Source organism: Ostreibacterium oceani, from assembly GCF_009362845.1.
Classification (GTDB): domain Bacteria; phylum Pseudomonadota; class Gammaproteobacteria; order Cardiobacteriales; family Ostreibacteriaceae; genus Ostreibacterium; species Ostreibacterium oceani.
Genome location: NZ_WHNW01000001.1, coordinates 262,388 through 288,138 on the forward strand (window position 1 = coordinate 262,388; position 25,751 = coordinate 288,138).

The following is a 25,751-nucleotide window of genomic DNA, read 5'->3' on the forward strand; positions in this document are numbered from 1 at the left end:
GCGTTTCTTTTTATTATTGGAAATCCGCAAAGCCAGCTCTACGGTGGTCTCCTACAGGGGGTTCTGTGTTACTGACAATATGAACACCACCAAAGTACATGTCTCTTGTATCCCAATAAGTAGCATCTGGTAATACTGGATCAAACCCAGGTTCGCACTGTAGACGCTCTCCGTCAAAGTGTAGTCTTGGCTGGTTAATAATAGCATGCAACGGCTGCTTTTCTTTCATTAATTGCCATAAAATTTGTGTCATCACATCGCGAATACGTTTACTACCGCCGCTGCCGAGTGCAAACCGACGACCATCTTGATGAAAGGCAAGCGTTGGACTCATCATTGAGGATATTCGCGAACCAGCGGGTTCGGCATAATAACCATGGGGATGCAAATCATCCTCGCCCATCATATTATTGAGCATAATCCCAGCATCGGCAATTGTATAGCCTGCGCCTTCACCATTAGAGGTTGTCATGGATGCGCAATTACCCAACCGATCAATGACGCTGACATGGGTTGTACCGCGAGAAAAAAGCCGCTGTTTTTCTATCGATTTACGCCACGCTTCCGTGCTTTTAAAATGACTTAACCAACAGTTTTGGCTGTCTTTGTCGGTGTCACCTGAGGGCGGTTTTTTTTCGATTTCAGAGAGAAGCTTGGCAATTAACTGCCCACCTGAGGCCGGTGGTGGATTGGTAAATATAGTCCAGTCTTCAAAGGAATGTGTGGTAGGTTTTCTGATAATAGTTTGATAATTTTCTAAATCTTGAGTCGTTAAAAATCCGCCTTGATTTTGTACGTCATTGACTAGCGTTTGTGCAACTTCACCGCGATAGAATAAGTCAGGCCCTTCGATGGCAATAGCGTCTAAAAAATCGGCTAAGGCGGGATTGGTTATTTTTTCCCCAACAGGGATGAGCTGGTCGTTTTGGGTAAATATTTTGCGGCTATTTTTATCGCTAAAAATAATATGAGTGAGTAATTGATGGACATAGTATTGGAATTCTGTCACGCTGACGCCATTTTTAGCCAGCTCAATTGTCGGTTGAATAACATCACGAATCGGCAATCGACCGAGTTTTTTATGCGCATAAAAATAACCATGTAAACAGCCTGGCGTTGCAATAGACGCGGCGCCCGATTCAAAATGTTGCGTTGAACCTGGGAAATTGACAGCAACCGATAAAAATTTCGGGTTAATGGAACCAGGAAAATGTAACCCTGAGTGATTCGTAAAAAAATCAAAAAGCTGGGTTTTATTTTGCTGATGTGTGAGTAAAAAACCACCGCCACCAAGACTGCTTAACATCGGTTCGCATACGCTACTAGCAAAACCGCAGGCAATAATCGCATCAAAGGCATTTCCACCAGCGCGCAGGATTTCTAGACCGACTTCCGTGACAGTTTTATGCCCTGATGCAACCGCACCGTATTGATACTTCATAAATTAACCCTATGTTAAAAAACTAATCAATTTTAGCATGAATAATAACACGATAAGGCGCAGGATGACCTTCGACAGTCAATGCGTCATTATGTTTGTCTAAAAATTGATTCAAAGAATAAAAATCCATCCACGGCGTTTGGCGTTGTTCATCCAGTGTTGTTTTACAGAGTGGACTATGCTGGATGACTGAAAAGCCAGTCTTTAAGAGCCAATCGATTAATACCGATACGCTGGGTATCATCCACACATTACGCATGCCTGCATAGCGGTCTTTGGGCGTTAATAAGGTATTTTGTCGGTCGGGCAAGACAATGGTTTCTAAAATCAATTCGCCATTGGGCTTGAGTAATTGTTTGATGTGTAACAAATGATCAAGCGGTGATTTTCGATGATAAAGCACCCCCATAGATAGCACGGTATCAAATAGCGCAAGGGTGGGTATTTGCTCTATGCCTAGCGGTAAAAAAGCAATAGATGGGCATTTAGCATAACGCTGAAACACCATGAATTGATGATAAAACAACCACATTGGATCAATGCCGACAACGCATTTGGCTTTTTTTTCGGCAATTGGCCACAAAAAAGCACCATTACCGCAGCCAATATCCAAAACTGTTTTATTATTAAAATCAATATCTAAATCAAGGATTCGTTGCCACTTTGCCAGACTATCCCATTCGGTGTCGATGTCAATCTCTAAAAAGCGAAACGGTCCCTTGCGCCAAGGTTTAAAGGCCATCAATTTCTCGCGTAACTCGGTGGTGCTGGTTTGCGACGCGCCTGTTAAATTGATGGCGTTATCGGTGACTTTAAGCCATGCCTGATTGATTGAGGGTAGGTCATTTAAGGCCTGTTGCCAGCGTGGTAAATCACCGTGTTGGCGTTGGCATTTTTCGTGTAGCGCAGCTAAAATCAAACGACTGGCATGGTTTAATCGGTGGCGATTAAAAAAATCGCTTAAGTAAGTAAAGTCAATAGGGTTTGATGGTGACATAAGTTGATTCGTCATTGGGTTGATTCGCCATTGAGTTAATACGACTATGCGGCTGTGGTCTTTTTTTGCATCACCCAACCTTGAAAACCAAGGGCGTTAAAAACAGGCGTTATTTGACAAAACCCGACACTTTTAGCGCGTGACACGATGGTTGTATCGTCATCTATTTGCATGATTTTCTCTACCGCGAGACGTTTTTTTGCGATTTCTAATTCAGAGTACCCATTGTTGCGTTTAAATTGTTCGTGAAATGCCTGGGTGTTTTCAGACTGTCTTGTTTTTTCAGCAACAAAGCAGATGCCGTGGGGTTTTAGCGCATCAAAACAGCGTTGAAGCATTAACTGGCGTGATTCAGGCGGTAAAAACTGCAATATAAAGTTCAAACAAATGGCATCACAGTCTAGTAGGTTCATTTGTGTGATATCGGCCTGTATCGGCTCGACGCGCTCGTTTAGATTTGCTTGGCGTATTGCATCGCGATAGCGAATTAGCATTTGCGCAGCATTATCAACGCCAATAAAGCGGCTATCTGCAGGCAAAACATGCGCCAAGGCGAGCGTGACGCCCCCCACAGAGCATCCCAAATCATAAACAAGGGGTTGGGGTGTGTTTTTAAAATAATGCCGAAAAACTGCTTGCATGACGGTTAATAGCGTGGCATAACCTGGGATAGACCGATGCACCATATCGGGGAAAACGCGCGCAACGTTCTCATCGAATGCAAAATCGGTAACGGTATCGACACCGTTTTGGTAAAGGTTGTCTTTTTGAAAGGGTTGGGGCATGAATATTTACGGGTTAATTCATTATGGGTTAATTCAAAACTAATATAGTCAATGTAGTCAATCTGGGTAATCTGGGCAAGATGAGCTGGCTTGAAAGCAGTTTTAGGTGCCTTTAGTCAGCATTACCCGCCAGTATTACCCGCCAGCATTACTTGCCGTTATTGTAGCGACCACTACTCGTGATTACCCGCGACCACGATAAGTCGGTACGCCTTGATCAGGAATAAAAACGCCTTTGGGCGGCTCGCCAGTTTGATAAAAGACATCAATCGGGATGCCGCCACGCGGATACCAATAACCACCGATGCGTAACCATTTTGGCTGAATCTCATCAATTAAGCGCTTAGCAATCGATACAGTACAGTCTTCGTGAAAGGCACCATGATTGCGAAAACTACCCAAAAATAATTTAAGCGATTTGCTTTCTACCAGTTTTTGATCGGGCACGTAGTCGATGACAATATGCGCAAAGTCGGGCTGTCCAGTGATGGGGCATAATGAGGTAAATTCAGGAGCGGTAAAGCGGACAACGTAATCCATTGTTGCCTGTGGGTTTGGTACGGCTTCTAGCACCGCAGTTTCTGGCGATTGCGGTAATTGGGTTTCTCCACCCAGCTGTGTTAATGATTCGTAAATATTCATAGCGGTTTGCGTTAAATGTTATGGTTTATGGGTTATGGGTTATGGTTGAGTAATCGATGTACTCACACGCCCCGCTCGTTTTGCCAAAGCATAACGTGTAATTGGGGTAGTAGTTTTACATTATACCATTCATCGGCGATGGTTTTTGCCAGTAGCCACTTGAGGCGTTCATTTAACTGCTCAAGGTTGACCGTCGGCTCATGTGCAAATGGATTACAAGGCTGGAGCGTCATCGCAATGTGTGGGTATTGTTGGTGTATTGATTTTGCAAACGCATAATCCGCAGCATCGGCCACGACAATTTTTAATTGCGGACTGGGGTGCGAAGCCAATGTTTTTTCAAGTAGTTGAGAGGCTTTTTCAGCATCTATATTAACCTTTGCGGATGGCGGTTTGGGGCTGACAATTAAATAATCGAGCAGGCGAAAATAATCTTTGACGATGCTGCCTTGTGTTTCCATGGCAAAATGAAACCCTGCCTTTTGACCAAGGTCGATTAAGGTGGAAAAATCAAAAATCGCAGGATTTCCCCCAGATAAAGTCACCAAAATGGGTTGGTTATTGGTCAGGGCGTTGATGCGGGCAAAAATCGTCTCGCTATCTAGGCGTTCCCAGCTGGGTCGATGAACCGCATCGACCGCATAGAGGCTATCGCACCACTGACAACGAAAATCACAGCCACCGACACGGACAAAGACGGTGGGTTTACCAATCAGATGCCCTTCGCCTTGAATCGTTGGGCCAAAAATTTCACTGATGTAGATGTCGGTCATTGGTTGTTATTGGGTGGGTTGTTACTGGGTGGGTTGTTTGGGGCGATATTCGGCAAACGTTTTGGGTGTTTCCATGACACTAACGGCAACGACCTCTGGCCAACGAGCATGACACCATTCGTATAAGTGCTTTGCGATTAATTCTGCGGTCACGCAATCATCTCCAAGCACGTCATTCAAGTGACGGTGGTCTAGTGAGTTATCAATATAGGCTTTGAAATCACTAAGCGCTAGGTAGTCTTTGACAAACCCTTTGTCGTCTAGTGTTTCGCTTTGTAGCTCAATGCAGACTTCATAGTTATGTCCGTGTAATCGACGGCAGGGATGAGTTTCAGCTACTTGTTTTAACTGATGCGAGGCGGAAAAATGAAACGCTTTTTTAATAGTAAACATAAGGCTATTGGTCAGCTAAGGGTTGGTTTTTTTGTGTTGCTTGGTGCCAAAACGTCGTGTCGGCATAGGTGGTTTGATCCGTAATCCCCGCGTGGTGGACGGCTTCTAGTCGTTCAACGCAAGTGCCGCAACGACCACAATGGATGTCGCCACCGTTGTAGCACGACCAAGTTTCGTGAATGGGTACAGACAGCTCACCTGCAATAGCCGCAATATCGCCTTTGTTGATAGTCAAGTAAGGTGCAAAGAGGGTTATTGCGGGTGTTTTCCCTAGCGCGTATTGCTGCATGGTGGCAAAAGCCTCAATGAATTCAGGGCGACAATCGGGATAAATAAAGTGGTCGCCACCGTGTACGGCAATGGCGACTTGGGTTGCGCCGATGCTATCGGCAAACCCAAAGGCAATTGTCAGCATAATGGCGTTGCGATTAGGGACGACGGTGCTTGCCATGTTGTCAGCAGCATAATGCCCCTCGGGGATGGCTTCATCGTGACTCGTCAGGGCTGATTGTAGCGATTGACCTAGCGTTGAGATATCAATGAGATGGTGGGGCACATTGAGGCGCTGGGCACAAGCGATAGCGCAATCAATTTCTTTGCGGTGGCGTTGCCCGTAGTTAAACGTCAACAGTCCCATTAGTTCCTGGGCCTGTTTTTGGGCCTGTTGCTGGGTGCTTTGGTGTGCGATGTGGTGCGCGAGCGTCACCGAATCTAGTCCGCCTGAGCAGACAACGAGTGTTTTATTCATAAGGTATCCTTGTTTTTTATGCCGAAAAATAGGCGCTGGGTAGGCTGCGACCAGTACTTAGCCCGTATTATACGTTATTTATTGATGCCGATAAAGTATCGCCCTGTAATTAATTCGATTTAATTACCATTATTGGGTTGGTTTTCGGTATAATTTTGCAAATTTTAAGGTGTCGCCTTATTTCGTCTAATTAATTGCAACAAAGAGGTATTCATCAATGACAGCAAACTCAATTCGTGTAGTTGGTCCCGTTCATGCTAATACAGACCATGGTAGCGCTATCACAGAACAAGAAATACTCGCAACCCAACAATCCTGGGCCGAAGGCTTATTGCAAGTTGGTCGAGATTACTCGGCAGGTGGGATAACACAGGCGACTGCGACCGCCGATGCGTTGATTCAGCAAGTTTATGGGTATAACCTAGGCCCTGTCTTATTTAAACCGACGCTAGCGAATGGCGAATCCACTTTTCGTTTGACTCACGAGGGCGCACTATCCTATTTCGTCGGTAACAATCCAAACTATCAGGATAATGGCTTTGCGCTGATGGGCTGGGAACGCTATGAATTTAACAATGCGGGTGTTTATATTAATGGTGATATGGCATTGACGATGGCGCATGCCAAATTTTTTAACCAACAAGGCGAAGCGACGCTGGTCGAAAAAACCTGGGGGTTTAAAAAAGACACCGCAGGTCAAGTTAGGATTATTTTACACCACTCGTCTATCCCGTTTGCAAGCTAGCCGGTTTTTTATTGTTGATAGCGTATTGTTGATAGCGGTAAGCGTCTCGTTACAGAATTTCAATTAAGCCTGCAGCGCCTTGTCCGCCACCGATACACATCGTGACGACGGCATATTTGGCGCCTTTTTCCTGCGCGGTTAAAATGGCAGTGCCGCTTAGGCGCGCGCCAGTCATGCCGTATGGATGCCCCAACGCAATCGCACCACCATTAATGTTGACTTTGTTTTTGTCGAGTCCGAGTTGATTGATACAGTATAAGGCTTGTGACGCAAAGGCTTCATTTAGTTCCCAAAGACCAATATCACCAATCCCAAGCCCAAAACGATTGAGTAATTTGGGGACGGCATAGATTGGACCAACGCCCATTTCATCGGGCTCACAGCCTGCCACGCTGACACCATGAAAGATGGCCAATGGTTTGAGTTGGTGCTTGGCCACCGCTTGTTCGCTAGCGAAAACCAAAGCGGCAGCGCCATCGGCAAATCCGCAGGCATTACCCGCCGTGACACTGCTATTAGCGGTGTCCATCACTGGCGTTAATTGCGCCAATCCGTCAAGCGTGGTGGTTGGTCTCGGGTTTTCATCTACGCAGAGCCCTTCATTCACGCTGAGCCCTTCATCGGCGGGTGCGCTGGGGCTAAACTGACTTAAAAATGCGGCGCTTATTGGCGCGATTTCTTGTTGGCGAATAGCTTTTGATTGCGCGCTAGCGGCACGCTGCTGGCTAAGCAATGCCAATTCATCTTGGGCATGTCGACTAATGCCGTAGCGCTTTGCCACAATTTCTGCGGTTTCTAGCATAGATAAATAACTGGCAGGCAATCTTTTTTTTAAGATATTGTCTTCGCGGTGGCTCTGGTTCATGTGGGCATTTTGTACTAGCGATAATTGTTCACCACCGCCAGCAACGACGGTATGGCTTTGCCCAGTTTGAACTTGCATGGCGGCAATCGCTTGTGCCATGAGGCCAGAGGCACACTGCCTATCAACGGTCATACCAGGTACTTGGACGGGTAATCCAGCGGCCATCGCGGATAATCGCCCAATATTGTAATACTGAGTGCCCTCTGGCAGGGCGCAGCCCATAATGACATCATCAATGGATTCGGCTTGTAAGCCACTACGCGACACCGCATGTGTAATGGCATGACCAAAAAGGCTGGGCGCGGTAATATGTTGTAATCTGCCTTTGTAAGCGCGTCCCATCGGGGTTCGCGCATAAGCGACAATGTAGGCAGGTGATGACATTATTGACTCCTTGGCGTTAAACCGCACCAGTTTTCGATAAATCGTGCGTATACTTTGGTAATGTTGCGCAGAGACGCCAGTTCAACATATTCATCAAAGCCATGATAGCCTTGGCCTTTGGGACCATAAACTAACGTTGGTGTTTGCTGATAAAGCCCATAAAAACGGGCGTCCGTTGTCGCAGTGATGGGGCCTTTTTTCAGTGAGTCATTAAAGACCAGCTGGTGTGCTGCTGCGAGCACTTTTTCGGCATCAGTGTGTCGTGGCAAACGATAACCTTCGGCTAAAAAACCATGATAACTCAATTCTGGTTGGGCACGCCCTACCAAGTCGTTGTCTTTTTCTAATTGCTGTAAGACCGCAGCAATTTCGGTTTGTCTTGCTGATAAGTCATCGCCTGGATACATTGCGATGCGCAGATTTAACACCGCCCATGAAGGCACCGAAGAGGTCCAGTCACCTGCGTTAAATTGTGCCACATTGAGGTTAATCGGATGCGAATGCTTGGCATAAGCTGCGTGGCTGTGTTTTTGTGCATTCCATTTTTCTTCAAGCTGTCGATAAGCGGCAATGACTGGCAACATGGCCTCGATGGCATTGACACCAGCGGTTGCTTGCTCGGCATGAACAGGCAATCCTTTTAATTTAATCTGGAACCAAATGACGCCCAGTTGTTCTGTGACTAACACCTCATTAAATGGTTCACCAATAATCACCGCGTCGGCTTGATAACCCGCGGCCAAACACGCTAATGCGCCATTACCAGTGCATTCTTCCTCGACAACGGATTGTAGGTAGACGGGTGCATCGGGTTGCATGCCTGCGGCATGGATAGCCCGTAGCGCGTAAAGCGACGCCACTAAGCCTGCTTTCATATCAGAGCTGCCGCGCCCATATAATTTCCCTTGCTTTACTTCACCGCCATACGGATCGACCGACCAGCCGGCAAGCGGACCTTCAGGCACTACATCAATATGCCCATTAAAAATTAATGAGCGACCTTTTCCTGTTTGGTTGCCATAATGTCCAATACGATTAAACATACCGTCATAGGATACGGTCGCTGGTGAAAAGCCACGTAAGTGTGAAATGTTATTTAATTCAATGGGAAGTACATCGACTTGTTGGGCATCTTTTTGCATTGCCTCGTGCATCATTTTTTGTGCAGTCTCTTCGAGGCCACGCGTTGACTTTGTCGCCACCAAGCTTGATAAAAAGGTAGTTTGCGCTTCAAATAAATCATCAACCCATTGATCTAAATTCATTAAAACCTCCTACTAGGTTAAATCAGGTGCCAATCGAAAGGGTGCTTCAGTGTTGGCTTTGATTGCTTCAACGCAATAGCCAGCGAGCGTTTCACGTAATATCAATCCGTCTTTATCAATATCAAAAACCGCTTGCTCGGTGATAATGCGATTAACACAGCGGTGACTGGTTAGTGGAAAGGTGCAGTGTGACAAAATTTTGGCACGGCCTTGTTTGTCTTGGTGACGCATTAAGACGACGAGTTTTTTGGCACAGCTTGCAATTTCAAGCGCCCCGCCCATGCCCGTTTTTTTTGCCCCAGGGACATGCCAATTCGCCAAATCGCCAAATTGTGAGACTTGGAATGCGCCCAAAAACGCCAAATCGACATAGCCGCCGCGAATTAAACCAAAAGACAGGGCACTATCAACAAACGAGGCGCCTGGCACCACGTCGACATACGCCCCACCAGCATCCATACAATAGGCATTCGCTTGTTCGTGGGGTAGCGCTTTACCAACACCAATTAGGCCATTCTCCGAAAGAATCATCGGTGTTTGCGCTGCCGCTAAGTGTTGGGTTAACTGTTGCGGCAAGCCAATGCCTAAATTAACCAGCAAATCTTGCGTGACCTCTTGTGCCGCGCGATTTAAAATGACTTCATTAGCGTTTAATTGGCTCATAATCCTGACTCAGGTGATTGATTTTAGCCACGTGGTTGACCACCACGCCCGACATGTGTACTTGTGGTGGTGCTATCTGACCGATGCCAACCAGTGACTTGCACTCTAATAAGGTCAACTTTGCCGCCATTGCCATTAGCGGTGCAAAATTTACCCCAGCGGTATTAAACTGTGCATTGCCAAAGGTATCGGCTTTTTCAGCATGGATAAGCGCCACATCAGCAAAAATTGCCGGCTCAAACAAAACGGTTTCATCGCCTATCGTTATTTTTTCGCGCAATTGTTCATAATCGGTACCCAGTCCTATGGTGCTTAAAAATCCCTTAACACCAATACCTGCAGCACGAATTCTCTCAGCAAGAATACCCTGAGGTACGAGCTCAACGGCTAACTGATTCGACTCGGCTAACTCCATCGCCAATGGATTTAGCCCGATATGGGTTGCGATGAGTTTTTTGACGCGGCCTTTGGCAATGAGTTTATCAATTCCGATGCTGGTTTCATTGGCATCGTTTTTAATCAGCGTGAGCTGGCTTTGTCCTTGATTGAGTAATTCATCAATTAACGTAAACGGCGTGCCTGATGAGCCAAACCCACTGACCATTATCGTCGCCCCATTAGGAATTTGTTCCACCATCGTCGACAGTGCCGTTGTTTTATCCATCATCATGTTTTATTGTTTATTTTGGGTTATTTTGGGTTATTTTGTGCTATTTTCTGATAATGTGTGTCAAAAGTCGTCAGCGCTTTCGTCAGCAAGCCCAATAGCTCATCGCACTGTGCGTGTGTAATAATTAATGGTGGGGCAATTAAAATATGATCGCCTGCAATGCCATTGAGGCTTTTACGGGGATAAACCAACAGCCCCTCATCGTAAGCCATATCAGTAATTGTCTGGCTAACTTTCCAGTCATTTGGAAGCGGTGTTTTGCTGGCTTTGTCTGCGAATTCGATGGCAAGCAATAATCCGCGCCCGCGCACATCACCAATCCAATCAAAGCGTTCGCTTAATTGCTGTAATTGTGCCAACAAGTATTCACCTTGCTTGGCAGCATTTTCTACTAAGCCTTCATTATCGATAACATCGAGCACCGCACAGCCTGCTGCACAGGCGAGTGGGTTGCCTGCATAGGTAAATCCATGCATAAAGCCACCGTTTGAAAGCACAGTCTCGACCATTTCGTCTTTGGCAACAATGGCGGCGAGTGGGGCATAGCCAGCGCCCAGTCCTTTGGCAAGACAAATCACGTCGGCATCGATTTGCCAATAGTCAGCCGCCAACCAGCGGCCCGTGCGTCCAACGCCACATAGGACTTCGTCTAGTATCAAAGGAATGCCGTACTGTTTACATATCGCTTGAATGCGTGGGAAATAACTGTTATGAGGGACTTCGGCGCCTGTACTCGCCCCCCCAATGGGTTCAACAACGAAACCTGCAATGCGATGCGCACCGATGGCTAATATGTTGGTCTCTAGTTCGTTTGCACACGCAATTGCGTGTGATTCGGCCGTGTGCCCCTCTGGAATGCGGTACTGCGTTGGTGATGGGATTTTTGGGTAAAGCTGATACGTGCCTTCAAAAGGTTTTTGCAGTGGCTGATAGCCCGTCAAACTCAACGCGCCCAATGTAGAGCCATGATAAGACGGCAAACGACTAATGAAAATCGTGCGCTCGTGTTCACCACGGTGAAAGTGGTATTGACGTACCAATTTCATCGCCGATTCAACCGCCTCAGAACCGCCTGATACAAAAAACACACGATCAAGCCCTGGCGGCATATGCGCCACAATTTTATAGCCTAAATCAATCGCTGGTTGGTTTTCAAACTGGGTGCGGTAGCTAAACTGGAGCTGGTCAATTTGTTCATGCATTGCAGCAAGTACCGCTGGATGCGAATGCCCCACTTGAACGACTGCTGCACCGCTACAACCATCTAAATAACGCTTACCATCGTTTGCGGTAATGTATATGCCATTCGCGTGAGCAGCGATGGGCTTATGCCCATGGCTAATATAAAACGTTGGTGATTTTTGAGTTGTATTTTTTAACGCATTCATTTGTCTATCGTGTGTCAGTTAACCCATAACAGGCATTATCCACACTATAGCAACAACCCATATATTATGTCAATAGTGTATATAAAAACTATTTAATATGTATTTGGGTCATAATCTAAAATCGCGAAAAATTGACCCACAGACTGACTACCATGATTATAGGGAGTGGTAAGATCGGATAGAAGCAGATGAATAAAGAATCAGCCATGGTGATTGCTTTCTTCATAATACCTTTTGGAAGGAAAATGAAGGCGCTGCTTGAGCTCAAGACAAATTGAGTTTGCTCTAAATTACGCTTTTTAAGGAGTCAATACCCATTTTTCTGTCTGCTTGATATCACTTGATTTCGTGTTTGTTAGTGTTTGTCAGCGGTTAAATTTCACTATGAAACAACAACGCTGGTGACAGTGTAGAAGGCAGTGTTATTTTGCGCGCGGTAAGGCTTTTTTCAATGCTGTGTAGCAATTGATTAATATCATGGTTGTCTAGCCAGTCTAGGCGGCAAATCAGATGAATATCCAGCGGCATTAAGGGTGTTAGCGGAATAATACTAACTTTGGATAAGTCGCTCATATCGCTTGCCGTAAGTAGATTAAGCACTGCAATCCCTAGCCCTTGTTCGACCAGCCCAACAATTGCCCCGACATTGGCAATGATTTTGGCTTGTTTGAATAAATCGGGGTCAATTTTGTCGACCCAAACGCCAGCTATTTCTAGTTTGCTAGGAAAAATGACTTGTGTTTTGATGATGTCGTTGATTGATAAGGTTGTCCGACTGGCTAACGGGTGATTATTGTTAACCACACAAACCAACGGTGTTTGCATAATAGGAAAATGATGGACTGCCGGCGTAATTTCAGTGAGCCGCGCGACCAACGCCATATCGAGGTTGCCCGCATTGACATCTTCGCATAATGCTTGGCTAGAGCGAATATCCAAGCGGATGCTGCAATCGGGTTGGACCTGTCGATAATGCTGGATAATCTCTGGCGCAAAACGCAGAGAAAGCCCCGTAGGGACACCAAACCGCAGTTCTTTGATGCCTTGCTTAATGGTTGAAATACTTTCATCAAAGACAGACAGTGCTGCAATTAATTTATCGAGCTCGGTAAGGAATTTGTGCCCTTCTTGTGTCAGCAGCAATTGTTTTTTTTGTCGATAAAATAGTTTAAAATCTAAGTGCTTTTCGAGCATTTGAATGGCTCGGCTCACGGCGGATTGATTCATATCAAAATGCTGTGCGGCCTTATTCATCGACCCTTCTTTGATGATTTCTTTGAAAATAAGTAGTTGGTTGAGCGTGTATTTTTTCATTATGCTATTTTAGCATCAAAACGCCTAAAAAGTGTATTATTTACATCAGGCATTATGTTTGCTGCGGGTATTTATTGCGCGGCTTTATTGGGTGATTTTATTGGGTGATTTTATTGGGTGATTTTATTGGACGGCTATTAGATGGCTGCTATACGGCTTCATCAGTTTGTCGTCACGTGTTTTTGCATCAATCGGTTGAGGGGCTTGGTAAGGCGTTGAGTGAATAAAAACACCCCACCCAAAACAACGGTGATGCATCCTGCGATAGATAAATCAGCAGCATACGCAAGCCAATAACCTGAAATGGAAGCAATAATTGCAATAAAACTCGCGACAATCAATAGGTGAGACAGCCGATGGGTGATTAAATAAGCCGTCGCTGCGGGTACAATAACAAAGGCAATAACCAAAACGGCGCCTACTGCGTCAAAGGCACCGACGGTTGTTAGCGACGTGACCGCCATCAAGCCATAATGGATTATCTGAGGAGACAACCCCAGTGTCAGCGCGAAACTTGCATCAATCGTGGTTAGTTTGAGTGCGTTATAAAACAAACCAAGCAACAGCAAATTAATCAACAATATCGTGCCCATGACCCAGATGGCTTTGGGCCCTAAATCTACGCCATTTATATACCAGCGATTAAATGGCGCAAAAGTCATTTCACCGACCAAAACCGCATCGATATCCAAGTGAACCGTCTCGGCATAGCGACTAATCAACACTACCCCTAAGCTAAACAGCGCAGGGAAGACTAACCCAATCGCTGCATCGGCTTTGACCAACTCGCTTTGTCTTAACCATTCGATTAAGACCACTGCCAATAGCCCGCTGGCGGTTGCTGTGATCATTAATAAAGGTGAGCCCAAATCCTGATGCAGGAAAAAGCCGATCACAATACCAGGCAAAATCGCGTGTGATATGGCATCCGATATCATCGCCATTTTTCTGAGCACCAAAAAACAACCTGGGATGACACAGGCTAAGGCGACCAAAATGGCTAATAACTGAATTTCGATCTGTGCAGCGGTCATGACTGATGGTTTCCTATGATTAGCGGTTTTGGTGCTGCACAGTTAGCTTGTTCGGCATTTATCCATTCGTCAATGATTGATTTTCCGTAGGCGGTGAGCTGCCAGCCGTCTGCTTGTTGGGCGATGGCGCCTGTTTTTTCTAGGTGCTGGTAGGTGCTTTTAGAAAAATGTTGGATAAATACGCTGGTAGCGGGTTGGTTAGGTTGCATTTGCTGATAAAGGGTAAATAATAATTGTGAGGCGAGAATTTGCCGTTGGTTTTTTCGCCGTTGCCAATACCTTGCCGCGATACCACGGTTAGGAGCGATAATAAACGTGATTAGCGCAAAAAGCGTTGCCACGAGTACAATGGCAGGCCCCGTTGGTGTGTTATCGATGGTGACACTAAATGCAACGCCCAAAATACCGGCTAATCCACCAAAAACGGCGCTTAGCATTACCATGGTGCCCAATCGGTTCGTCCACTGTCTAGCGGTTGCTGCTGGGGCAATTAGCATCGCACTCATCAGTACAACGCCAACACTCTGTAAACCAATGACAATTGCAATGACGGTTAAACTGGTCAGCAGTAGGCGTAACCAATGACTATGAAACCCCAATGTTTGGGCATAATCGGGGTCAAACACGACGAGTTTAGCTTCTTTCCAAATCAGCAATAAAACCAATATCGCTAAGCCACACCACAGTGCCATAAACAGGACATCCTGCGCCAGCAGCGTAGCAGCCTGACCAAACAAATAACGCTCAAGCCCAGACTGTCCTGCGTTGCCCTGTTTTTGTACCAAAGATAGCAAGACAATGCCCAAACCAAAAAACACCGACAGCGCAATACCGAGCGCGGCATCAGTTTTTAATCGGCGGGTTTGCACAATAGAAAGTATCCATAAGCTTGCTACCACACCGCTTGCCAGTGCGCCGACGAACAGGATATTCGCTGATTTGTCGCCTGTTATGATAAACGCAAGGACAATGCCGGGGAGCGCCGCATGCGAAATCGCATCGCCCAACAGGCTTTCACTTTTGAGCAGGGTAAAACACCCCAGCGCACCGCTCAGTAACCCCATCATCAGCACACCCAAGAGGATGACCCGCAGGCTATAGTCGGTCAATAATAAAAATAGGGCCTCGAGCATGCGTTAACCCGTTAATACGATTGGATTATACGTTGTCACACTGAGCGCCAGTTGAAGCAAACACCGCTGAAAAGCCGCGCGCTGTAACATGAGGGCTTGCATAAGTTTGGTGGATATTTTCATCTGTAAATACGGCATCAACTGGACCACAGGCAATGCATTGCACATTCAGCAGCGTTACCCAATTAAAATAATGCGGCACCGTCTGTAAATCATGGTGCACAACAATGACGGTTTTGCCTGCATCTGTCCATTGTTGCAAATTAGCCATCATGGTTTTTTCCGTCACCGCGTCAACGCCTTGAAAAGGCTCGTCTAGTAAATAAATTTGTGCGTCTTGAACAATAGCGCGGGCTAACAGGACGCGCTGCTGCTGCCCACCCGATAGCTGGCCGATAGGGCGCATCGATAACCCTGTCATATCAACGGCTGCGAGCGCGTCCATGGCTTGTTTTTTTGCTTTGCTATCTGGTCGCTTAAACCAACCAAGTTTCCCATAGGTGCCCATCATAACCACATCAAGCACGGTGGTAGGGAAATCCCAATCAATGCTCCCTTTTTGTGGAATATAAGCAACCTGTTGGCGTTGCCGTTGATACGGTTGGTTCAAAAAATGCACTTGGCCACACAACGGTTTAACCAGCCCGAGCAGTGACTTAATCAAGGTAGTCTTACCCGCGCCATTAGGCCCAACAACACCCATTAAAACACCGCACGGAATGGAGAGGTGAATATCCCAGAGCACGGGTGTGTCGCCATAAGCAACCGTCAAATTGGTCACGCGAATGGCGGGCGCTGGGTGCGTCTCTGAGATCATTTCTGAGGTCGTTTCTGAGATGTTTTTATTTGCTGTCATTTGGTTAGCGTTACCTCAGTGCATTGACAGTTGCATGGATAGTGCCTGGACGATTGTGTTGACATTGTGCAGGTACATGCCGACATAGGTGCCAACATCAGGCGGGGTTGCGTTAGTTTCGTTGGCTTTATTGGCTTTATTGGCATTGTTGCTATTATTATTGCTGTTATCGTTGTCGTTGTGGTTTATATCGGTTGCAGTTGGCTGCCCCAGCGAATCAGCGTAGAGTTCCCCGCCTATTTTTACTGCGCCACCTCTGGCATGAACAGCGGCTTGTAAGGCTTTGATATTTCTGACAGGAATCGCAGACTCGATAAAAATGGCAGGGATATTTTGCGCGACAATAAAATCAGCTAAGCGCTGGACATCTTTGATGCTGGCTTCGCTGGCTGTATTGATGCCTTGCAAACCAACGACCTGAAATTGATGCGCGCGGCCAAAGTATTGAAATGCATCGTGCGCTGTTACTAAAATACGCTTTTCGATGGGCAAGGTGTCGATTTGTTGTTGTATTCGTATTTTTAATTGGTTCAGTTCGCCTAAATAACGGTCGCGTAATCGTACGTATTCGGCTTCGTTAACCGTATCATAAGCAATTAATTGGTCGCTGACAAAACGGGTTACAGCCATCCAGTTATCTATCGATAACCAAATATGCGGGTCATAGTTGCCTGGGTAATCAACAGAGTCAATGCGGTCTTTGGGGGGAATCGCATCAACAATGGCCACGACAGTTTTGCCTGAGCGCTGCATATTGGCGAGTAATTCAGTGAGTTTGCCTTCTAAATGCCAGCCGTTATAAATAATCATATCGGCTTGTTGAAATTTATTCACATCTCTGGCGCTGGCTTTATATAAATGCGGGTCCACACCAGGCGCCATTAGCCCATTGACAGTAACGTGTTGCCCGCCTAGTTGTTTGACTAAGTCGGTAATCATTGTGGTGGTGGTTAGGACGGTTATTTTGGACTTGCTGGGCTTTGCATGGGAGGCTGCATGGGGTGTCGCTGATAATTTTTGCGGTTGATTGCGCGCATCATCAGCCTGAGCGAATGAAAAAAGCAATAACAACAGGGCAAAACAAGCGCAGGATAGGCTTCGCTTTGCAGAATTCATTGACAATGACCCCTCCTAAAATAAGTAGCGCACGCTTATAAAATTAGCCTAGGCTAATAAACAACGTATAGACTACGATATTTAGGGTGACTTTGCAATTATTGGTTGAAAAAAAATGGCAAATCGCCAATAATAAGGCCATGAAACGCCCTAAAGACATGGCACAAACACTGCCGACAGAAACAGACCAAGCCCGCATTTTTAGCCACGTTCGCAACGCCAATGACAGCGAAGTGACAGAGGATTATGTTGAACTGATTGCAGATTTGTTGGATAGCCAAGGCGAAGCGCGTGCGGTTGATATTGCAAAACGGATGGGCGTAACAGGCCCAACAGTAAACAAAGCGCTGGCACGTTTAGTCAAAGAAGGACTGATCGACAAACAACCCTATCGTTCGATTTTTTTAACCACCGCAGGGCGAGAATTGGCCGAAAAATGCAAATCACGCCACGTGATTGTGCGCGACTTCTTGTTGTCACTTGGGATTAGTAAAGCCGTTGCTGAACGCGATGCAGAAGGCATCGAACACCATGTTAGCGCAGAAACCCTACAGGCAATGAAAGCCGCTTTGATGCGACAAGATTGATGACGTAACATTGAGACAAAACACTGATGACACAACATTGATGAAATAATTCAACGATAGGGTATTGCTTTAGTTGTCGTTGCCTGAAAATTGCCTAGTCGGATGCTTAAAAATCAGAATGCTGATAAAACAAAAAGACGCACAGCCCAAAGTGGGCTGTGCGTCTTTTCTATTCGTCGTTATAATAACGAGTGAAAGGTTTGCTGGTTAGGCGTGTGTTGTAATCTCGCGGCGCTTGCTCTCGCGGCGCATTACGGTAAACGCTATGCCCGCCAATCCCGATAGTGCTAAGACTAAACTGGTTAAGCCAGTCGAAGGAATGCTAACTGCGCCACCAGCACCGCCCGCTAACGGCACAAGCGTCCAAGTATCAGTTAGTAACTGTAATTCATACGTAACACCACCTGCGGTTAGGGTGGTTCCACCGCCTTCTAAAACGGCGGTACCCGGCGCGCCATTAACCGTAACCAGAGGTATATTGGTATTGTCAGAATTCGCTGGGTCTAGATTGCTAAGCGCTAGCGTTAATTGTGCGGTATTATCGCCTGTAATGGTGAGTAAGTCAGCGCTATGATCAGCTGTATTTATATCCAAAGCAACAGTGCCTGTGTTATTAAAATTACCCGTTACGGTTGGCGTGTCATCGGTTGCCCCATCGACTAGTGTGACGCGGTTGCTATTTGCTAATTCATTACTGACCGTGACAACGGCTTGGTCGAATAATCTGAGCTCGCCTGCGTTGGTCAACAATGCGGTTGTCATGCCCAGCGTCGTACCAATTTCTAATATGGAATCAGGGTCAATATCAACTAAATCGGTTACCGCGGTCGTTAATCCTAATGTGACGATGCTAGCAGTCAAGTTTAGTGTCTCCCAATTGAGCAAATCAGGTGGCGTGCCTTCCCAATTTTCAAAGGTAAAGGTGTCAACGCCATCACCACCATCAATCGGCGCGTTTAGTGCCACATGTGTCGTGAGTGGACCTGAAAAAGTACTGTTGACTAAAACCGTATCATCGCCAGCGCCAGCATTAATGTCATCAACACTAGCAGAATCACCGACTGTCATTGCATCATTGCCATCACCGCCGTCAATTAATCCAACAACGGTCGCATCACCAGACACGGTCAGAGAATCATCACCTAAACCACCAATCAAATCGCCTGTCACATCCGTAAAGCTAACTGACAGCGTGTCATTGTCATCGCCACCATCAATATTACCCGTAACAACTGAACGCCTAACGGGTGGGCCCATGCTTTGCGTAAATGTCAGCGTATCATCGCCCGCATTACCGAAAACATCGCCATTGACATTAATGCCAACCACATCAGCGGTATCATTACCATCACCGCCAGTCATATTTCCACTGATGGTTAATTCTCGCCCTGTCCCCGATTCATTATTGGTAAGCGTGTCATCGCCACCTTGTAAATCTAAACCAGTGGCACCCAACGTTGATGTAATCAGCTCAAGGTGAATGGCATCAGTAATCGTGATGTCTAGAGGGGCTGCCTGAATCCTTACGCCTGCACCTGATTCAGTTACAACAATTGAATCTACAGCATTATCAGTCAAGGAATTAATATTAACACCTGCTATATTAGCACCATTTAATGTGCATTTGTCGCCTGCAAGCGTCCCAACGCTAGCGCAAGCAACAGTTTGCGCTTTTGCAACCGTTAGTGCGCCTAGCGCTAGTGTGGTCATGACGACCGATAAGCCCCATTTTTTGTTCATGTTATTCTTTCCTCATTGTTGTAAATCTATTATTTAAAGCCAATTGAATAACGGTTCATTAAGCTATTCATTAAGCTAGTTAACCGAAAAAATACTAGATTAAAATACTAGATTAAGAAATTAATCAATCAACAGAGTAACAGCTAACTAAATCAAAAACAACACAGCAGAATAGACCTCTATCTTACGAATATCGCTTATTTTTTCGTTACATTTAAGGTTTGTACAATGCGACGGCATCTTCAACGGCCGTTAGGGCCTCGGCTTTGTTACCGTAACCGTCGAGTTTGACCCATTTGCCTTGGTCTAAATCTTTGTAATGTTCGAAAAAATGTTTGATTTGGTCTAATACCAATTCAGGGATGTCCGTGATATCTTGCATATTGGCATACATTGGGCAGGCTTTTTCAGTCGGCAGTGCGAGTAGTTTGGCATCTTCGCCTGCTTCATCGGACATATGCAGTACGCCAATCGGTCGTGCTTCAATCACGCAGCCAGGCACCAACGGCTCAGGTGTGAGTACCAACACGTCTAATGGATCACCGTCGCCGCATAGGGTATCAGGCACATAGCCATAATTAGCGGGGTATTGCAGCGCGGTTTTCATAAAGCGGTCAACGGTTAAGCACTGTGTGTCTTTGTCAACTTCGTATTTGACGGTGCCTGCATAGGCAGGGATCTCGATAATGACGTTAAAGCGGTTCGGGGTGTCTCCTCGGGTGACTTTGCTTAGGCTCATATTTCCTCCAGTTAGTTTAGTGTGTTTTTAGTGCGTTAAATGTCATTGAATGCGTGGGTTAGGCAGGTGGGCTAGGCAACAACGTCTCTGCTGATTTAGCCACGAGATGATTATACTTTATGGGTTTTCATCATTCGCGCTTTATCGCGTTGCCAGTCTTTTTGTTTTTGATCGGCGCGTTTATCGTAGGATTTTTTACCTTTTGCAATGCCGATTTCGCATTTGACCTTGCCGCGTTTCCAATAAAGCGATAACGGAATAATGGTATAGCCGTCTCGTTCTTTTAGTCCAATCAGTTTGCTAATTTCACGCCGATTTAATAAGAGTTTTCGTGTACGTAAATAATCAGCATTGACGTGTGTTGATGCCGAAGTCAGCGGGATGATATGGCAGCCAAATAAATAGACTTCATCGTTTTTGACGGTTACGTAACTTTCTGTCATCTGAACTCGCCCTTCGCGTAATGATTTAACCTCCCAACCGAGCAGCTGCAAGCCTGCTTCGAAGGTTTCTTCGATATGGTAATCAAAACGCGCTTTTTTGTTTTTAGCGATTTGATTGGGACTGGTTGGTTTCTTTTTTGACATGATGCTATTATGATACGCGAATTAATTGCGCTAATTATAACGTGAAAACACATGCCACACATCATAAAAACACAAAACAGTCCGTATAGTGCTGAAAAAATGTTTGAATTGGTCGCCAATTTTCAAGCATATCCTGACTTTTTGCCGTTCTGCACCGCAGCGCACGGCGAGCCAGTCGCACCCAACGAAGTGCATGGCACTTTGTCGATTCACAAAGGCCCGTTCACCAAGTCATTTACCACACATAACACCATGTACCCCGACGAGACACCTAAAAAAATCGCCATCGCGTTGGTCAATGGGCCTTTTAGCCAGTTAACAGGCGAATGGCGGTTTGTTGATACGGCAAGTGGTAGTGAAGTGACGCTAGACTTGCAGTATCAAATGGCGACTGGTTTTTTTAACCAAGCGTTGAGTGGGGTATTTGATTGGATTGCCAAATCAATGGTGGATGCTTTTTGCCAAGAGGCACATCGGCGTCACGCCCAAGAAAAAACCGATTAAGCCCATAACGATGACAGCAAAACTATCCGCATCTGATACATTAATCGCGATTGAAGTTGCCTATGCAACGCCTGCACGCCAAATGATTATTCCGCTACAAGTATCGCCACAAACATCGGTGAGGGCTGCGATTCAGCAGTCAGGGATACTTGGATTTTTCCCTGATATTGTACTAGAAACAGCGACGGTTGGGATTTGGAGCAAGGTTTGCGAACCGAACCAAATCGTTCAGGCAGGCGATCGTATCGAAATTTATCGACCATTGGTGATTGACCCGATGGAACAAAGACGGCAACGCGCCAAAAAATAACAGCGAAAAACACAGCGAAAAATAACACCACGCGACTAAGCTGCTGCGTTGTGATTTAGCGGTTGGCTTAGCGGTTGATTGAGCTGATGCTATGGATGCTGCAATGTCATTAATAAATAAACGCTATAGCCGATGTAGCCAGCGAGCAGCATGCCGCCTTCTTTTCGGGTGATTTTCGCCACGCCTTTAATGCCAAAGGCAAATACCCATAACATGATGGTCAACACAACACAGGCAACAAAATCGCGCTGTAAAAAGATGGGGCTGACCGTCATAGGTTTAATCATACCCGCCAAGCCAACAACAGCCATTGAATTAAAAAGACAAGACCCAATAATGTTACCGAGGACAATATCGGGCTCGTTTTTTTTGGCCGCCGCAATGGCAGAAGCCAGCTCAGGCAGAGACGTACCAATGGCGATAATCGTCAAACCGATGATTAAATCACTTAAGCCAAAAAACTGGGCAATAGCGACGGCGCCTTTGACCAAAAAATGCGAACTAATCAGCAATAATAATAAGCCAATACCTAAGGACAGTATGGCTTTTGAGAGTGGTTGTTGGGCGGATGTACTTTCTTTTTCATTGATTTCCTGAGTGATTTCTTGTGTTAATGCATCGTCTTCATTGCCGTAATAGGCAGAGAAAATTAGAATAATAAACATGCCAAAAAACATCGCCGCTGCCTCTATCCGATTAATTTCTCGGTCGTAAAAAAAAGCAAAACTCAGCAGCAAAATCACCAATAACCACGGAATCTCTCGGCGGACAATACGCGAACTGACTGACAGCGGATAAATTAAGGCGGTAATCGCAAGCACCAAGCCAATATTGGCGATATTCGAACCATAGGCATTACCGACTGCAATTCCTGAATTCCCACCCAAAGAGGCCAGTGCAGAGACCGCCAGTTCTGGTGCTGATGTGCCAAATCCGACAATTAGCATGCCGACCAGTAGCGCTGGCATGCCAAAGTGGCGTGCCGTTGCTGATGCGCCGTCAATAAATCGATCCGCACTCCAAATGAGGACAACTAACCCGACAACCACAAATAACCCATTGATTAACATTTTTTTATTACCTCGAATCAGAGCAAAAATAACACAATTACGCCAGCAAGCACCAAGCGGTAAATGACATAAGGCATCATGCCAAAACGGTTTAAAAACCGCAAGAAATAATGAATCGCAGCGATGGCGGTCAGAAAAGACAAGACGGCGCCTAGCAAAAAATGCAGCCAAGGAATCGACGATACCGTTAGCGCATCATTGCTGATTTTCGCAAGCGTTGCCAAAAACGTAATAGGCACGGCGAGCAAAAACGAAAACCGTGAAGCCGTTTGTCTATCATAACCAAGAAATAATGCCATCGTAATGGTCGCACCGCTTCGCGATGTGCCTGGGATGAGGGCAAGCGCTTGGGCGATACCGATGAGCAGGATATTTTTTAAGGTTAATTGGGTCATGTCTTTGTCCTCTCGTCCTACTTTCGCCGATAGCCAGAGTAATACGGCAAATCCGATGGTGGTTGCGACAATAATTTCGGGGCTACGCAAATGACTATCCACGATATCCAGCAAAAATAGCCCGAACAGCGCGGCAGGGATTGTGCTTATAACCAAAAACCACCCCATGCGGCTTTGCCCAACAGATTGGCGCTTGAGGAGAGAATGTGTCGTGTCGCGCGAAATGACCCATAAATCATGCCTAAAATAAATCACGACCGCGCACAAGGTCCCAACGTGTAACGCCAAATCAAAGGCAGTGCCTTGGTCTGGCCAGCCAAAAAAGTCTGAAGCCAAAATCAAATGGGCTGAACTTGAAATAGGTAAAAATTCAGTAATGCCCTGAATAATAGCGAGAAAAATAGTTTGCAGTAAATCCACACGATTTCCTATGTTGCTTAATGATGTTTGCCGATGTCGGTTGCCGTTGCTTATTATCGTTAATTTTCACAAAAAACAAAACGTCTTTGTGACAAACAGCGTGGTACGGTGCGGTACGTCTTGGCGCGAAAGACAAAAAGCATCGCCGCATAGCAAAAACCATACAGTAGCAACACACAGTAGCACTATGCAGTAAAACCACGCAGTAAAGCTACAGACAAATTGACGCACAGGTGATTTTAATTGCCAATTAAGCAGGGTTGCTTTACACTGCCGTGCTATGCAGCCCACCCATTTATCGACTGATTTGCTGAATCACGCCTTTTCCGCCTTTCCTGATGGTAGCCAAATTGGTAGCCGCATCGATAGCCATATTGATAGTCAAGGGGATGGCTCTCAGATTAGCGAAAAGACAAGCGAAAAGATAAGCGAAAGCGCAGACACAGACACAGACACAGGCGCAGATAATTGTACCAGCGCTGTCGCCAGTGTTGTCGATTTGCACTGCCATACAACGGCTTCTGATGGTGAATTAACACCCCGCGAATTATTGTTACTGGCAAAATCGGTCGGTATTCGCCTGTTAGCTATCACCGATCACGATACGCTTGCTGGTTATAACGAGTTACAGGCGTTAATCACACAATCGCCGCAAAATACCGCATTACATCTTGTCTGTGGGTGCGAATTTTCTAGCGCTTGGCAAGGGGTTGGTGTGCATATTGTTGGGCTAAATTTTGATGCCAACCATCCTCGGGTGACTGATTTAATTCACTATCAACAGGCGGCGAGAGCCAGCCGTTTGGCAAAACAACTCAAGCAACTGGCTGCCTTGCAGATGCCAATGACCGTTGAGGAAGTGAGTGCTTTTGCCGCACACCAAAATATCGGTCGTCCTCATATTGCACAGTGTATGGTAGCCAAAGGGTATGTGGATAGTCCTGCCAAAGCCTTTAAAAAATACCTTGGCCGCGGAAAACTAGGTGATATGCACCAATACTGGGCGCCATTGCCACAAATAATCGACACCATTAATCAGGCAGGTGGTATTGCGACGATTGCTCATCCGGCGCAATATCGCATGACGCGCAGCAAAATGCACCGCTTTGTGCGCGATTTTGTTGGGTTTGGTGGTGGCGCTATCGAAGTCGCTACGGCAGGGCAGCCAGCGGATCAAATCGAAAAATTCGCTTTGATTGCAAAGCAATACGGGTTATATGCGAGTATCGGTAGTGACTTTCATCGCCAGCGGCGTTACCACCCGATGTTAGGGAAAATTGCACCGCTACCCAAAGATGTCATCCCTGTATGGCATGGATTTAATGTGTAATTCACCGTTAGTTTATTGCATGTCACCACCCTTGTGCTAGAATAAGTGCTATCAATTTTTATTAACCCGTTTGAATTTTAATTTTGGAGTCAATACCATGAGTAATATGAATTATATGGACCTCAGCTCGGATAAAGTCATCGCCTATGCCGATGCCGATACCCGCCAGAAGTTTATCAAAAAAACCTACTTTCATTTAGCATTGGCGATTGCGTTGTTTGCCATGCTTGAGACCATTATGTTGCAGATGGGGCTAGGTCATCTTGCCGTTAGCGTGCTTTCGACGATAGGCGTTTTTGGCTGGCTGGGTGTACTACTTGCTTATGGCTTTATTTCGCATATTGTTCACAAAAAAGCCCACGAATCAGTGACAGGTCAGCAGCAATATATTTGGTGGGGAATCGGAATTTTTGCCGAGGCCATTATATTTTTACCCATCATTGCAATGGCGCTTTATTACACCCCAGCTGATGCGAATGTGCTAAGCCACGCCGCGGTTATTACCATCGCGATGGTCGTCGGTCTGACGGCTGTTGTGCTATTTACTGGCAAAGACTTTTCTTTCCTGCGCCCTGCCTTAACGATTGGTTTTTTTGTTGCCATTGGTCTTATTATCGCCAGTGCCTTATTTGGCTTTACTTTAGGTTTGGTCTTTTCAGGCGCAATGATTATTTTTGCGTCAGCAGCCATTTTATACGAAACCTCTAAAATCCAGCACCACTATCACGAAAGCCAGCACGTCGGTGCGTCTTTGGCGCTATTTGCGAGCGTTGGCTTGCTATTTTGGTATGTTATTCAGTTTGTCATGGCGTTTACTGGTGGTGAATAACCTTGGTATCCCACGCTAATGGTTGAGT

At 46.0% G+C, this 25,751-nt stretch carries 28 protein-coding genes; 6 read left to right on the forward strand and 22 right to left on the reverse strand.

Annotated elements, in window-relative coordinates; genetic code table 11:
- Positions 1–13 precede the first annotated feature (13 nt).
- The 7 genes from GCU85_RS01125 to queC all read right to left on the reverse strand — a co-directional run bounded on the left by GCU85_RS01125 (position 14) and on the right by queC (position 5,779).
- The gene (locus tag GCU85_RS01125) at positions 14–1,441 is read right to left on the reverse strand and encodes a gamma-glutamyltransferase (protein WP_152808480.1); all 1,428 of its coding nucleotides are present in this window, start codon (positions 1,439–1,441) and stop codon (positions 14–16) included.
- 22 nt (positions 1,442–1,463) lie between these two features.
- A complete protein-coding gene (gene cmoB / locus GCU85_RS01130) occupies positions 1,464–2,438 on the reverse strand; it encodes a tRNA 5-methoxyuridine(34)/uridine 5-oxyacetic acid(34) synthase CmoB (RefSeq protein ID WP_218110457.1) in 975 nt (324 codons plus the stop codon).
- Between the two features lie 44 nt (positions 2,439–2,482).
- Complete coding sequence (locus GCU85_RS01135) at positions 2,483–3,223, reverse strand: methyltransferase domain-containing protein (protein ID WP_152808484.1); 741 nt, start codon at positions 3,221–3,223, stop codon at positions 2,483–2,485.
- 183 nt (positions 3,224–3,406) lie between these two features.
- Entirely contained in the window at positions 3,407–3,865 is a 459-nt protein-coding gene (gene queF / locus GCU85_RS01140) for a preQ(1) synthase (protein WP_152808486.1), read from the reverse strand.
- Positions 3,866–3,927: 62 nt separating this feature from the next.
- On the reverse strand, positions 3,928–4,638 hold the full coding sequence (gene queE / locus GCU85_RS01145; RefSeq protein WP_152808489.1) for a 7-carboxy-7-deazaguanine synthase QueE: 711 nt from the start codon (positions 4,636–4,638) through the stop codon (positions 3,928–3,930).
- A 21-nt stretch (positions 4,639–4,659) separates the two neighbouring features.
- Positions 4,660–5,031, reverse strand: coding sequence for a 6-pyruvoyl trahydropterin synthase family protein (locus GCU85_RS01150; protein WP_152808491.1), 372 nt, complete (start codon positions 5,029–5,031; stop codon positions 4,660–4,662).
- A 4-nt stretch (positions 5,032–5,035) separates the two neighbouring features.
- Entirely contained in the window at positions 5,036–5,779 is a 744-nt protein-coding gene (queC, locus tag GCU85_RS01155) for a 7-cyano-7-deazaguanine synthase QueC (protein ID WP_152808494.1), read from the reverse strand.
- A gap of 217 nt (positions 5,780–5,996) precedes the next feature.
- Here queC and GCU85_RS01160 point away from each other — a divergent pair, with 217 nt between their 5' ends.
- Positions 5,997–6,524 carry a phosphoribosyl-AMP cyclohydrolase gene (locus GCU85_RS01160; RefSeq protein WP_152808496.1) on the forward strand — a complete coding sequence of 176 codons (528 nt, stop codon included), beginning with the start codon at positions 5,997–5,999 and terminating at the stop codon, positions 6,522–6,524.
- 49 nt (positions 6,525–6,573) lie between these two features.
- Here GCU85_RS01160 and GCU85_RS01165 read toward each other — a convergent pair whose 3' ends face one another.
- From GCU85_RS01165 to GCU85_RS01210, 10 genes are all read right to left on the reverse strand, one after another.
- Positions 6,574–7,773: a thiolase family protein gene (locus GCU85_RS01165; protein WP_152808498.1), complete on the reverse strand. Its 1,200-nt coding sequence runs from the start codon at positions 7,771–7,773 to the stop codon at positions 6,574–6,576.
- Positions 7,773–9,038, reverse strand: a complete 1,266-nt coding sequence (locus tag GCU85_RS01170; protein WP_152808500.1) for an ArgE/DapE family deacylase — start codon at positions 9,036–9,038, stop codon at positions 7,773–7,775. Before GCU85_RS01170 ends, GCU85_RS01165 begins: the two co-directional genes overlap by 1 nt.
- Before the next feature lie 12 nt (positions 9,039–9,050).
- The gene (locus tag GCU85_RS01175) at positions 9,051–9,701 is read right to left on the reverse strand and encodes a 3-oxoacid CoA-transferase subunit B (protein ID WP_152808502.1); all 651 of its coding nucleotides are present in this window, start codon (positions 9,699–9,701) and stop codon (positions 9,051–9,053) included.
- Positions 9,682–10,371 carry a CoA transferase subunit A gene (locus GCU85_RS01180; protein WP_152808504.1) on the reverse strand — a complete coding sequence of 230 codons (690 nt, stop codon included), beginning with the start codon at positions 10,369–10,371 and terminating at the stop codon, positions 9,682–9,684. Before GCU85_RS01180 ends, GCU85_RS01175 begins: the two co-directional genes overlap by 20 nt.
- Positions 10,372–10,391: 20 nt before the next feature.
- A complete protein-coding gene (locus GCU85_RS01185) occupies positions 10,392–11,759 on the reverse strand; it encodes an aminotransferase family protein (RefSeq protein WP_152808506.1) in 1,368 nt (455 codons plus the stop codon).
- A gap of 372 nt (positions 11,760–12,131) precedes the next feature.
- Positions 12,132–13,073, reverse strand: coding sequence for a LysR family transcriptional regulator (locus tag GCU85_RS01190; RefSeq protein WP_152808508.1), 942 nt, complete (start codon positions 13,071–13,073; stop codon positions 12,132–12,134).
- A 161-nt stretch (positions 13,074–13,234) separates the two neighbouring features.
- Positions 13,235–14,107: a metal ABC transporter permease gene (locus GCU85_RS01195; protein ID WP_152808510.1), complete on the reverse strand. Its 873-nt coding sequence runs from the start codon at positions 14,105–14,107 to the stop codon at positions 13,235–13,237.
- On the reverse strand, positions 14,104–15,240 hold the full coding sequence (locus GCU85_RS01200) for a metal ABC transporter permease (RefSeq protein ID WP_152808512.1): 1,137 nt from the start codon (positions 15,238–15,240) through the stop codon (positions 14,104–14,106). Before GCU85_RS01200 ends, GCU85_RS01195 begins: the two co-directional genes overlap by 4 nt.
- Positions 15,241–15,265: 25 nt before the next feature.
- Complete coding sequence (locus GCU85_RS01205) at positions 15,266–16,057, reverse strand: metal ABC transporter ATP-binding protein (protein ID WP_152808666.1); 792 nt, start codon at positions 16,055–16,057, stop codon at positions 15,266–15,268.
- A gap of 54 nt (positions 16,058–16,111) precedes the next feature.
- A complete protein-coding gene (locus tag GCU85_RS01210) occupies positions 16,112–17,212 on the reverse strand; it encodes a metal ABC transporter solute-binding protein, Zn/Mn family (RefSeq protein WP_152808514.1) in 1,101 nt (366 codons plus the stop codon).
- Between the two features lie 140 nt (positions 17,213–17,352).
- Between GCU85_RS01210 and mntR the strand changes: the two genes are divergently transcribed.
- Entirely contained in the window at positions 17,353–17,799 is a 447-nt protein-coding gene (gene mntR / locus GCU85_RS01215) for a manganese-binding transcriptional regulator MntR (RefSeq protein WP_152808516.1), read from the forward strand.
- A gap of 207 nt (positions 17,800–18,006) precedes the next feature.
- Here the strand turns inward: mntR and GCU85_RS01220 are convergent, their stop codons facing one another.
- From GCU85_RS01220 to smpB, 3 genes are all read right to left on the reverse strand, one after another.
- Positions 18,007–19,539 carry a pertactin-like passenger domain-containing protein gene (locus GCU85_RS01220; protein ID WP_152808518.1) on the reverse strand — a complete coding sequence of 511 codons (1,533 nt, stop codon included), beginning with the start codon at positions 19,537–19,539 and terminating at the stop codon, positions 18,007–18,009.
- 214 nt (positions 19,540–19,753) lie between these two features.
- Entirely contained in the window at positions 19,754–20,278 is a 525-nt protein-coding gene (ppa, locus tag GCU85_RS01225) for an inorganic diphosphatase (RefSeq protein WP_152808520.1), read from the reverse strand.
- A 110-nt stretch (positions 20,279–20,388) separates the two neighbouring features.
- Positions 20,389–20,865, reverse strand: a complete 477-nt coding sequence (smpB, locus tag GCU85_RS01230) for an SsrA-binding protein SmpB (RefSeq protein ID WP_152808522.1) — start codon at positions 20,863–20,865, stop codon at positions 20,389–20,391.
- 51 nt (positions 20,866–20,916) lie between these two features.
- On the opposite strand from smpB, the gene GCU85_RS01235 reads away from it, so the two are divergent.
- Both GCU85_RS01235 and GCU85_RS01240 read left to right on the forward strand, forming a co-directional pair.
- Positions 20,917–21,369 (forward strand): type II toxin-antitoxin system RatA family toxin, encoded by a 453-nt coding sequence (locus GCU85_RS01235; RefSeq protein WP_152808524.1) that lies wholly within the window; start codon positions 20,917–20,919, stop codon positions 21,367–21,369.
- Between the two features lie 10 nt (positions 21,370–21,379).
- Positions 21,380–21,679, forward strand: a complete 300-nt coding sequence (locus GCU85_RS01240; protein WP_152808526.1) for an RnfH family protein — start codon at positions 21,380–21,382, stop codon at positions 21,677–21,679.
- Positions 21,680–21,768: 89 nt separating this feature from the next.
- Here the strand turns inward: GCU85_RS01240 and GCU85_RS01245 are convergent, their stop codons facing one another.
- Positions 21,769–22,749, reverse strand: coding sequence for a calcium/sodium antiporter (locus GCU85_RS01245; RefSeq protein ID WP_152808528.1), 981 nt, complete (start codon positions 22,747–22,749; stop codon positions 21,769–21,771).
- Positions 22,750–22,766: 17 nt separating this feature from the next.
- On the reverse strand, positions 22,767–23,564 hold the full coding sequence (locus tag GCU85_RS01250; RefSeq protein ID WP_218110459.1) for an undecaprenyl-diphosphate phosphatase: 798 nt from the start codon (positions 23,562–23,564) through the stop codon (positions 22,767–22,769).
- A gap of 280 nt (positions 23,565–23,844) precedes the next feature.
- Here GCU85_RS01250 and GCU85_RS01255 point away from each other — a divergent pair, with 280 nt between their 5' ends.
- Together GCU85_RS01255 and GCU85_RS01260 are read left to right on the forward strand one after the other, a co-directional pair.
- On the forward strand, positions 23,845–24,894 hold the full coding sequence (locus GCU85_RS01255; RefSeq protein WP_152808530.1) for a PHP domain-containing protein: 1,050 nt from the start codon (positions 23,845–23,847) through the stop codon (positions 24,892–24,894).
- 97 nt (positions 24,895–24,991) lie between these two features.
- Complete coding sequence (locus GCU85_RS01260) at positions 24,992–25,723, forward strand: Bax inhibitor-1/YccA family protein (RefSeq protein WP_218110460.1); 732 nt, start codon at positions 24,992–24,994, stop codon at positions 25,721–25,723.
- The last annotated feature ends 28 nt before the right edge of the window (positions 25,724–25,751 follow it).

What these genes read in the sequence shown, in the direction of transcription:
- GCU85_RS01125 (WP_152808480.1), bottom strand. Translation starts at nt 1,441, where the DNA reads ATGAAGTATCAATACGGTGCGGTTGCATCAGGGCATAAAACTGTCACG.
- GCU85_RS01195 (WP_152808510.1), bottom strand. Translation starts at nt 14,107, where the DNA reads ATGACCGCTGCACAGATCGAAATTCAGTTATTAGCCATTTTGGTCGCC.
- queF (WP_152808486.1), bottom strand. Translation starts at nt 3,865, where the DNA reads ATGAATATTTACGAATCATTAACACAGCTGGGTGGAGAAACCCAATTA.
- GCU85_RS01260 (WP_218110460.1), top strand. Translation starts at nt 24,992, where the DNA reads ATGAGTAATATGAATTATATGGACCTCAGCTCGGATAAAGTCATCGCC.
- GCU85_RS01160 (WP_152808496.1), top strand. Translation starts at nt 5,997, where the DNA reads ATGACAGCAAACTCAATTCGTGTAGTTGGTCCCGTTCATGCTAATACA.
- queE (WP_152808489.1), bottom strand. Translation starts at nt 4,638, where the DNA reads ATGACCGACATCTACATCAGTGAAATTTTTGGCCCAACGATTCAAGGC.
- smpB (WP_152808522.1), bottom strand. Translation starts at nt 20,865, where the DNA reads ATGTCAAAAAAGAAACCAACCAGTCCCAATCAAATCGCTAAAAACAAA.
- GCU85_RS01165 (WP_152808498.1), bottom strand. Translation starts at nt 7,773, where the DNA reads ATGTCATCACCTGCCTACATTGTCGCTTATGCGCGAACCCCGATGGGA.
- GCU85_RS01255 (WP_152808530.1), top strand. Translation starts at nt 23,845, where the DNA reads ATGCAGCCCACCCATTTATCGACTGATTTGCTGAATCACGCCTTTTCC.
- GCU85_RS01240 (WP_152808526.1), top strand. Translation starts at nt 21,380, where the DNA reads ATGACAGCAAAACTATCCGCATCTGATACATTAATCGCGATTGAAGTT.
- GCU85_RS01135 (WP_152808484.1), bottom strand. Translation starts at nt 3,223, where the DNA reads ATGCCCCAACCCTTTCAAAAAGACAACCTTTACCAAAACGGTGTCGAT.
- ppa (WP_152808520.1), bottom strand. Translation starts at nt 20,278, where the DNA reads ATGAGCCTAAGCAAAGTCACCCGAGGAGACACCCCGAACCGCTTTAAC.
- GCU85_RS01185 (WP_152808506.1), bottom strand. Translation starts at nt 11,759, where the DNA reads ATGAATGCGTTAAAAAATACAACTCAAAAATCACCAACGTTTTATATT.
- GCU85_RS01150 (WP_152808491.1), bottom strand. Translation starts at nt 5,031, where the DNA reads ATGTTTACTATTAAAAAAGCGTTTCATTTTTCCGCCTCGCATCAGTTA.
- GCU85_RS01175 (WP_152808502.1), bottom strand. Translation starts at nt 9,701, where the DNA reads ATGAGCCAATTAAACGCTAATGAAGTCATTTTAAATCGCGCGGCACAA.
- GCU85_RS01210 (WP_152808514.1), bottom strand. Translation starts at nt 17,212, where the DNA reads ATGAATTCTGCAAAGCGAAGCCTATCCTGCGCTTGTTTTGCCCTGTTG.
- cmoB (WP_218110457.1), bottom strand. Translation starts at nt 2,438, where the DNA reads ATGTCACCATCAAACCCTATTGACTTTACTTACTTAAGCGATTTTTTT.
- GCU85_RS01200 (WP_152808512.1), bottom strand. Translation starts at nt 15,240, where the DNA reads ATGCTCGAGGCCCTATTTTTATTATTGACCGACTATAGCCTGCGGGTC.
- GCU85_RS01180 (WP_152808504.1), bottom strand. Translation starts at nt 10,371, where the DNA reads ATGATGATGGATAAAACAACGGCACTGTCGACGATGGTGGAACAAATT.
- queC (WP_152808494.1), bottom strand. Translation starts at nt 5,779, where the DNA reads ATGAATAAAACACTCGTTGTCTGCTCAGGCGGACTAGATTCGGTGACG.
- GCU85_RS01205 (WP_152808666.1), bottom strand. Translation starts at nt 16,057, where the DNA reads ATGATCTCAGAGACGCACCCAGCGCCCGCCATTCGCGTGACCAATTTG.
- GCU85_RS01170 (WP_152808500.1), bottom strand. Translation starts at nt 9,038, where the DNA reads ATGAATTTAGATCAATGGGTTGATGATTTATTTGAAGCGCAAACTACC.
- mntR (WP_152808516.1), top strand. Translation starts at nt 17,353, where the DNA reads ATGAAACGCCCTAAAGACATGGCACAAACACTGCCGACAGAAACAGAC.
- GCU85_RS01245 (WP_152808528.1), bottom strand. Translation starts at nt 22,749, where the DNA reads ATGTTAATCAATGGGTTATTTGTGGTTGTCGGGTTAGTTGTCCTCATT.
- GCU85_RS01220 (WP_152808518.1), bottom strand. Translation starts at nt 19,539, where the DNA reads ATGAACAAAAAATGGGGCTTATCGGTCGTCATGACCACACTAGCGCTA.
- GCU85_RS01190 (WP_152808508.1), bottom strand. Translation starts at nt 13,073, where the DNA reads ATGAAAAAATACACGCTCAACCAACTACTTATTTTCAAAGAAATCATC.
- GCU85_RS01235 (WP_152808524.1), top strand. Translation starts at nt 20,917, where the DNA reads ATGCCACACATCATAAAAACACAAAACAGTCCGTATAGTGCTGAAAAA.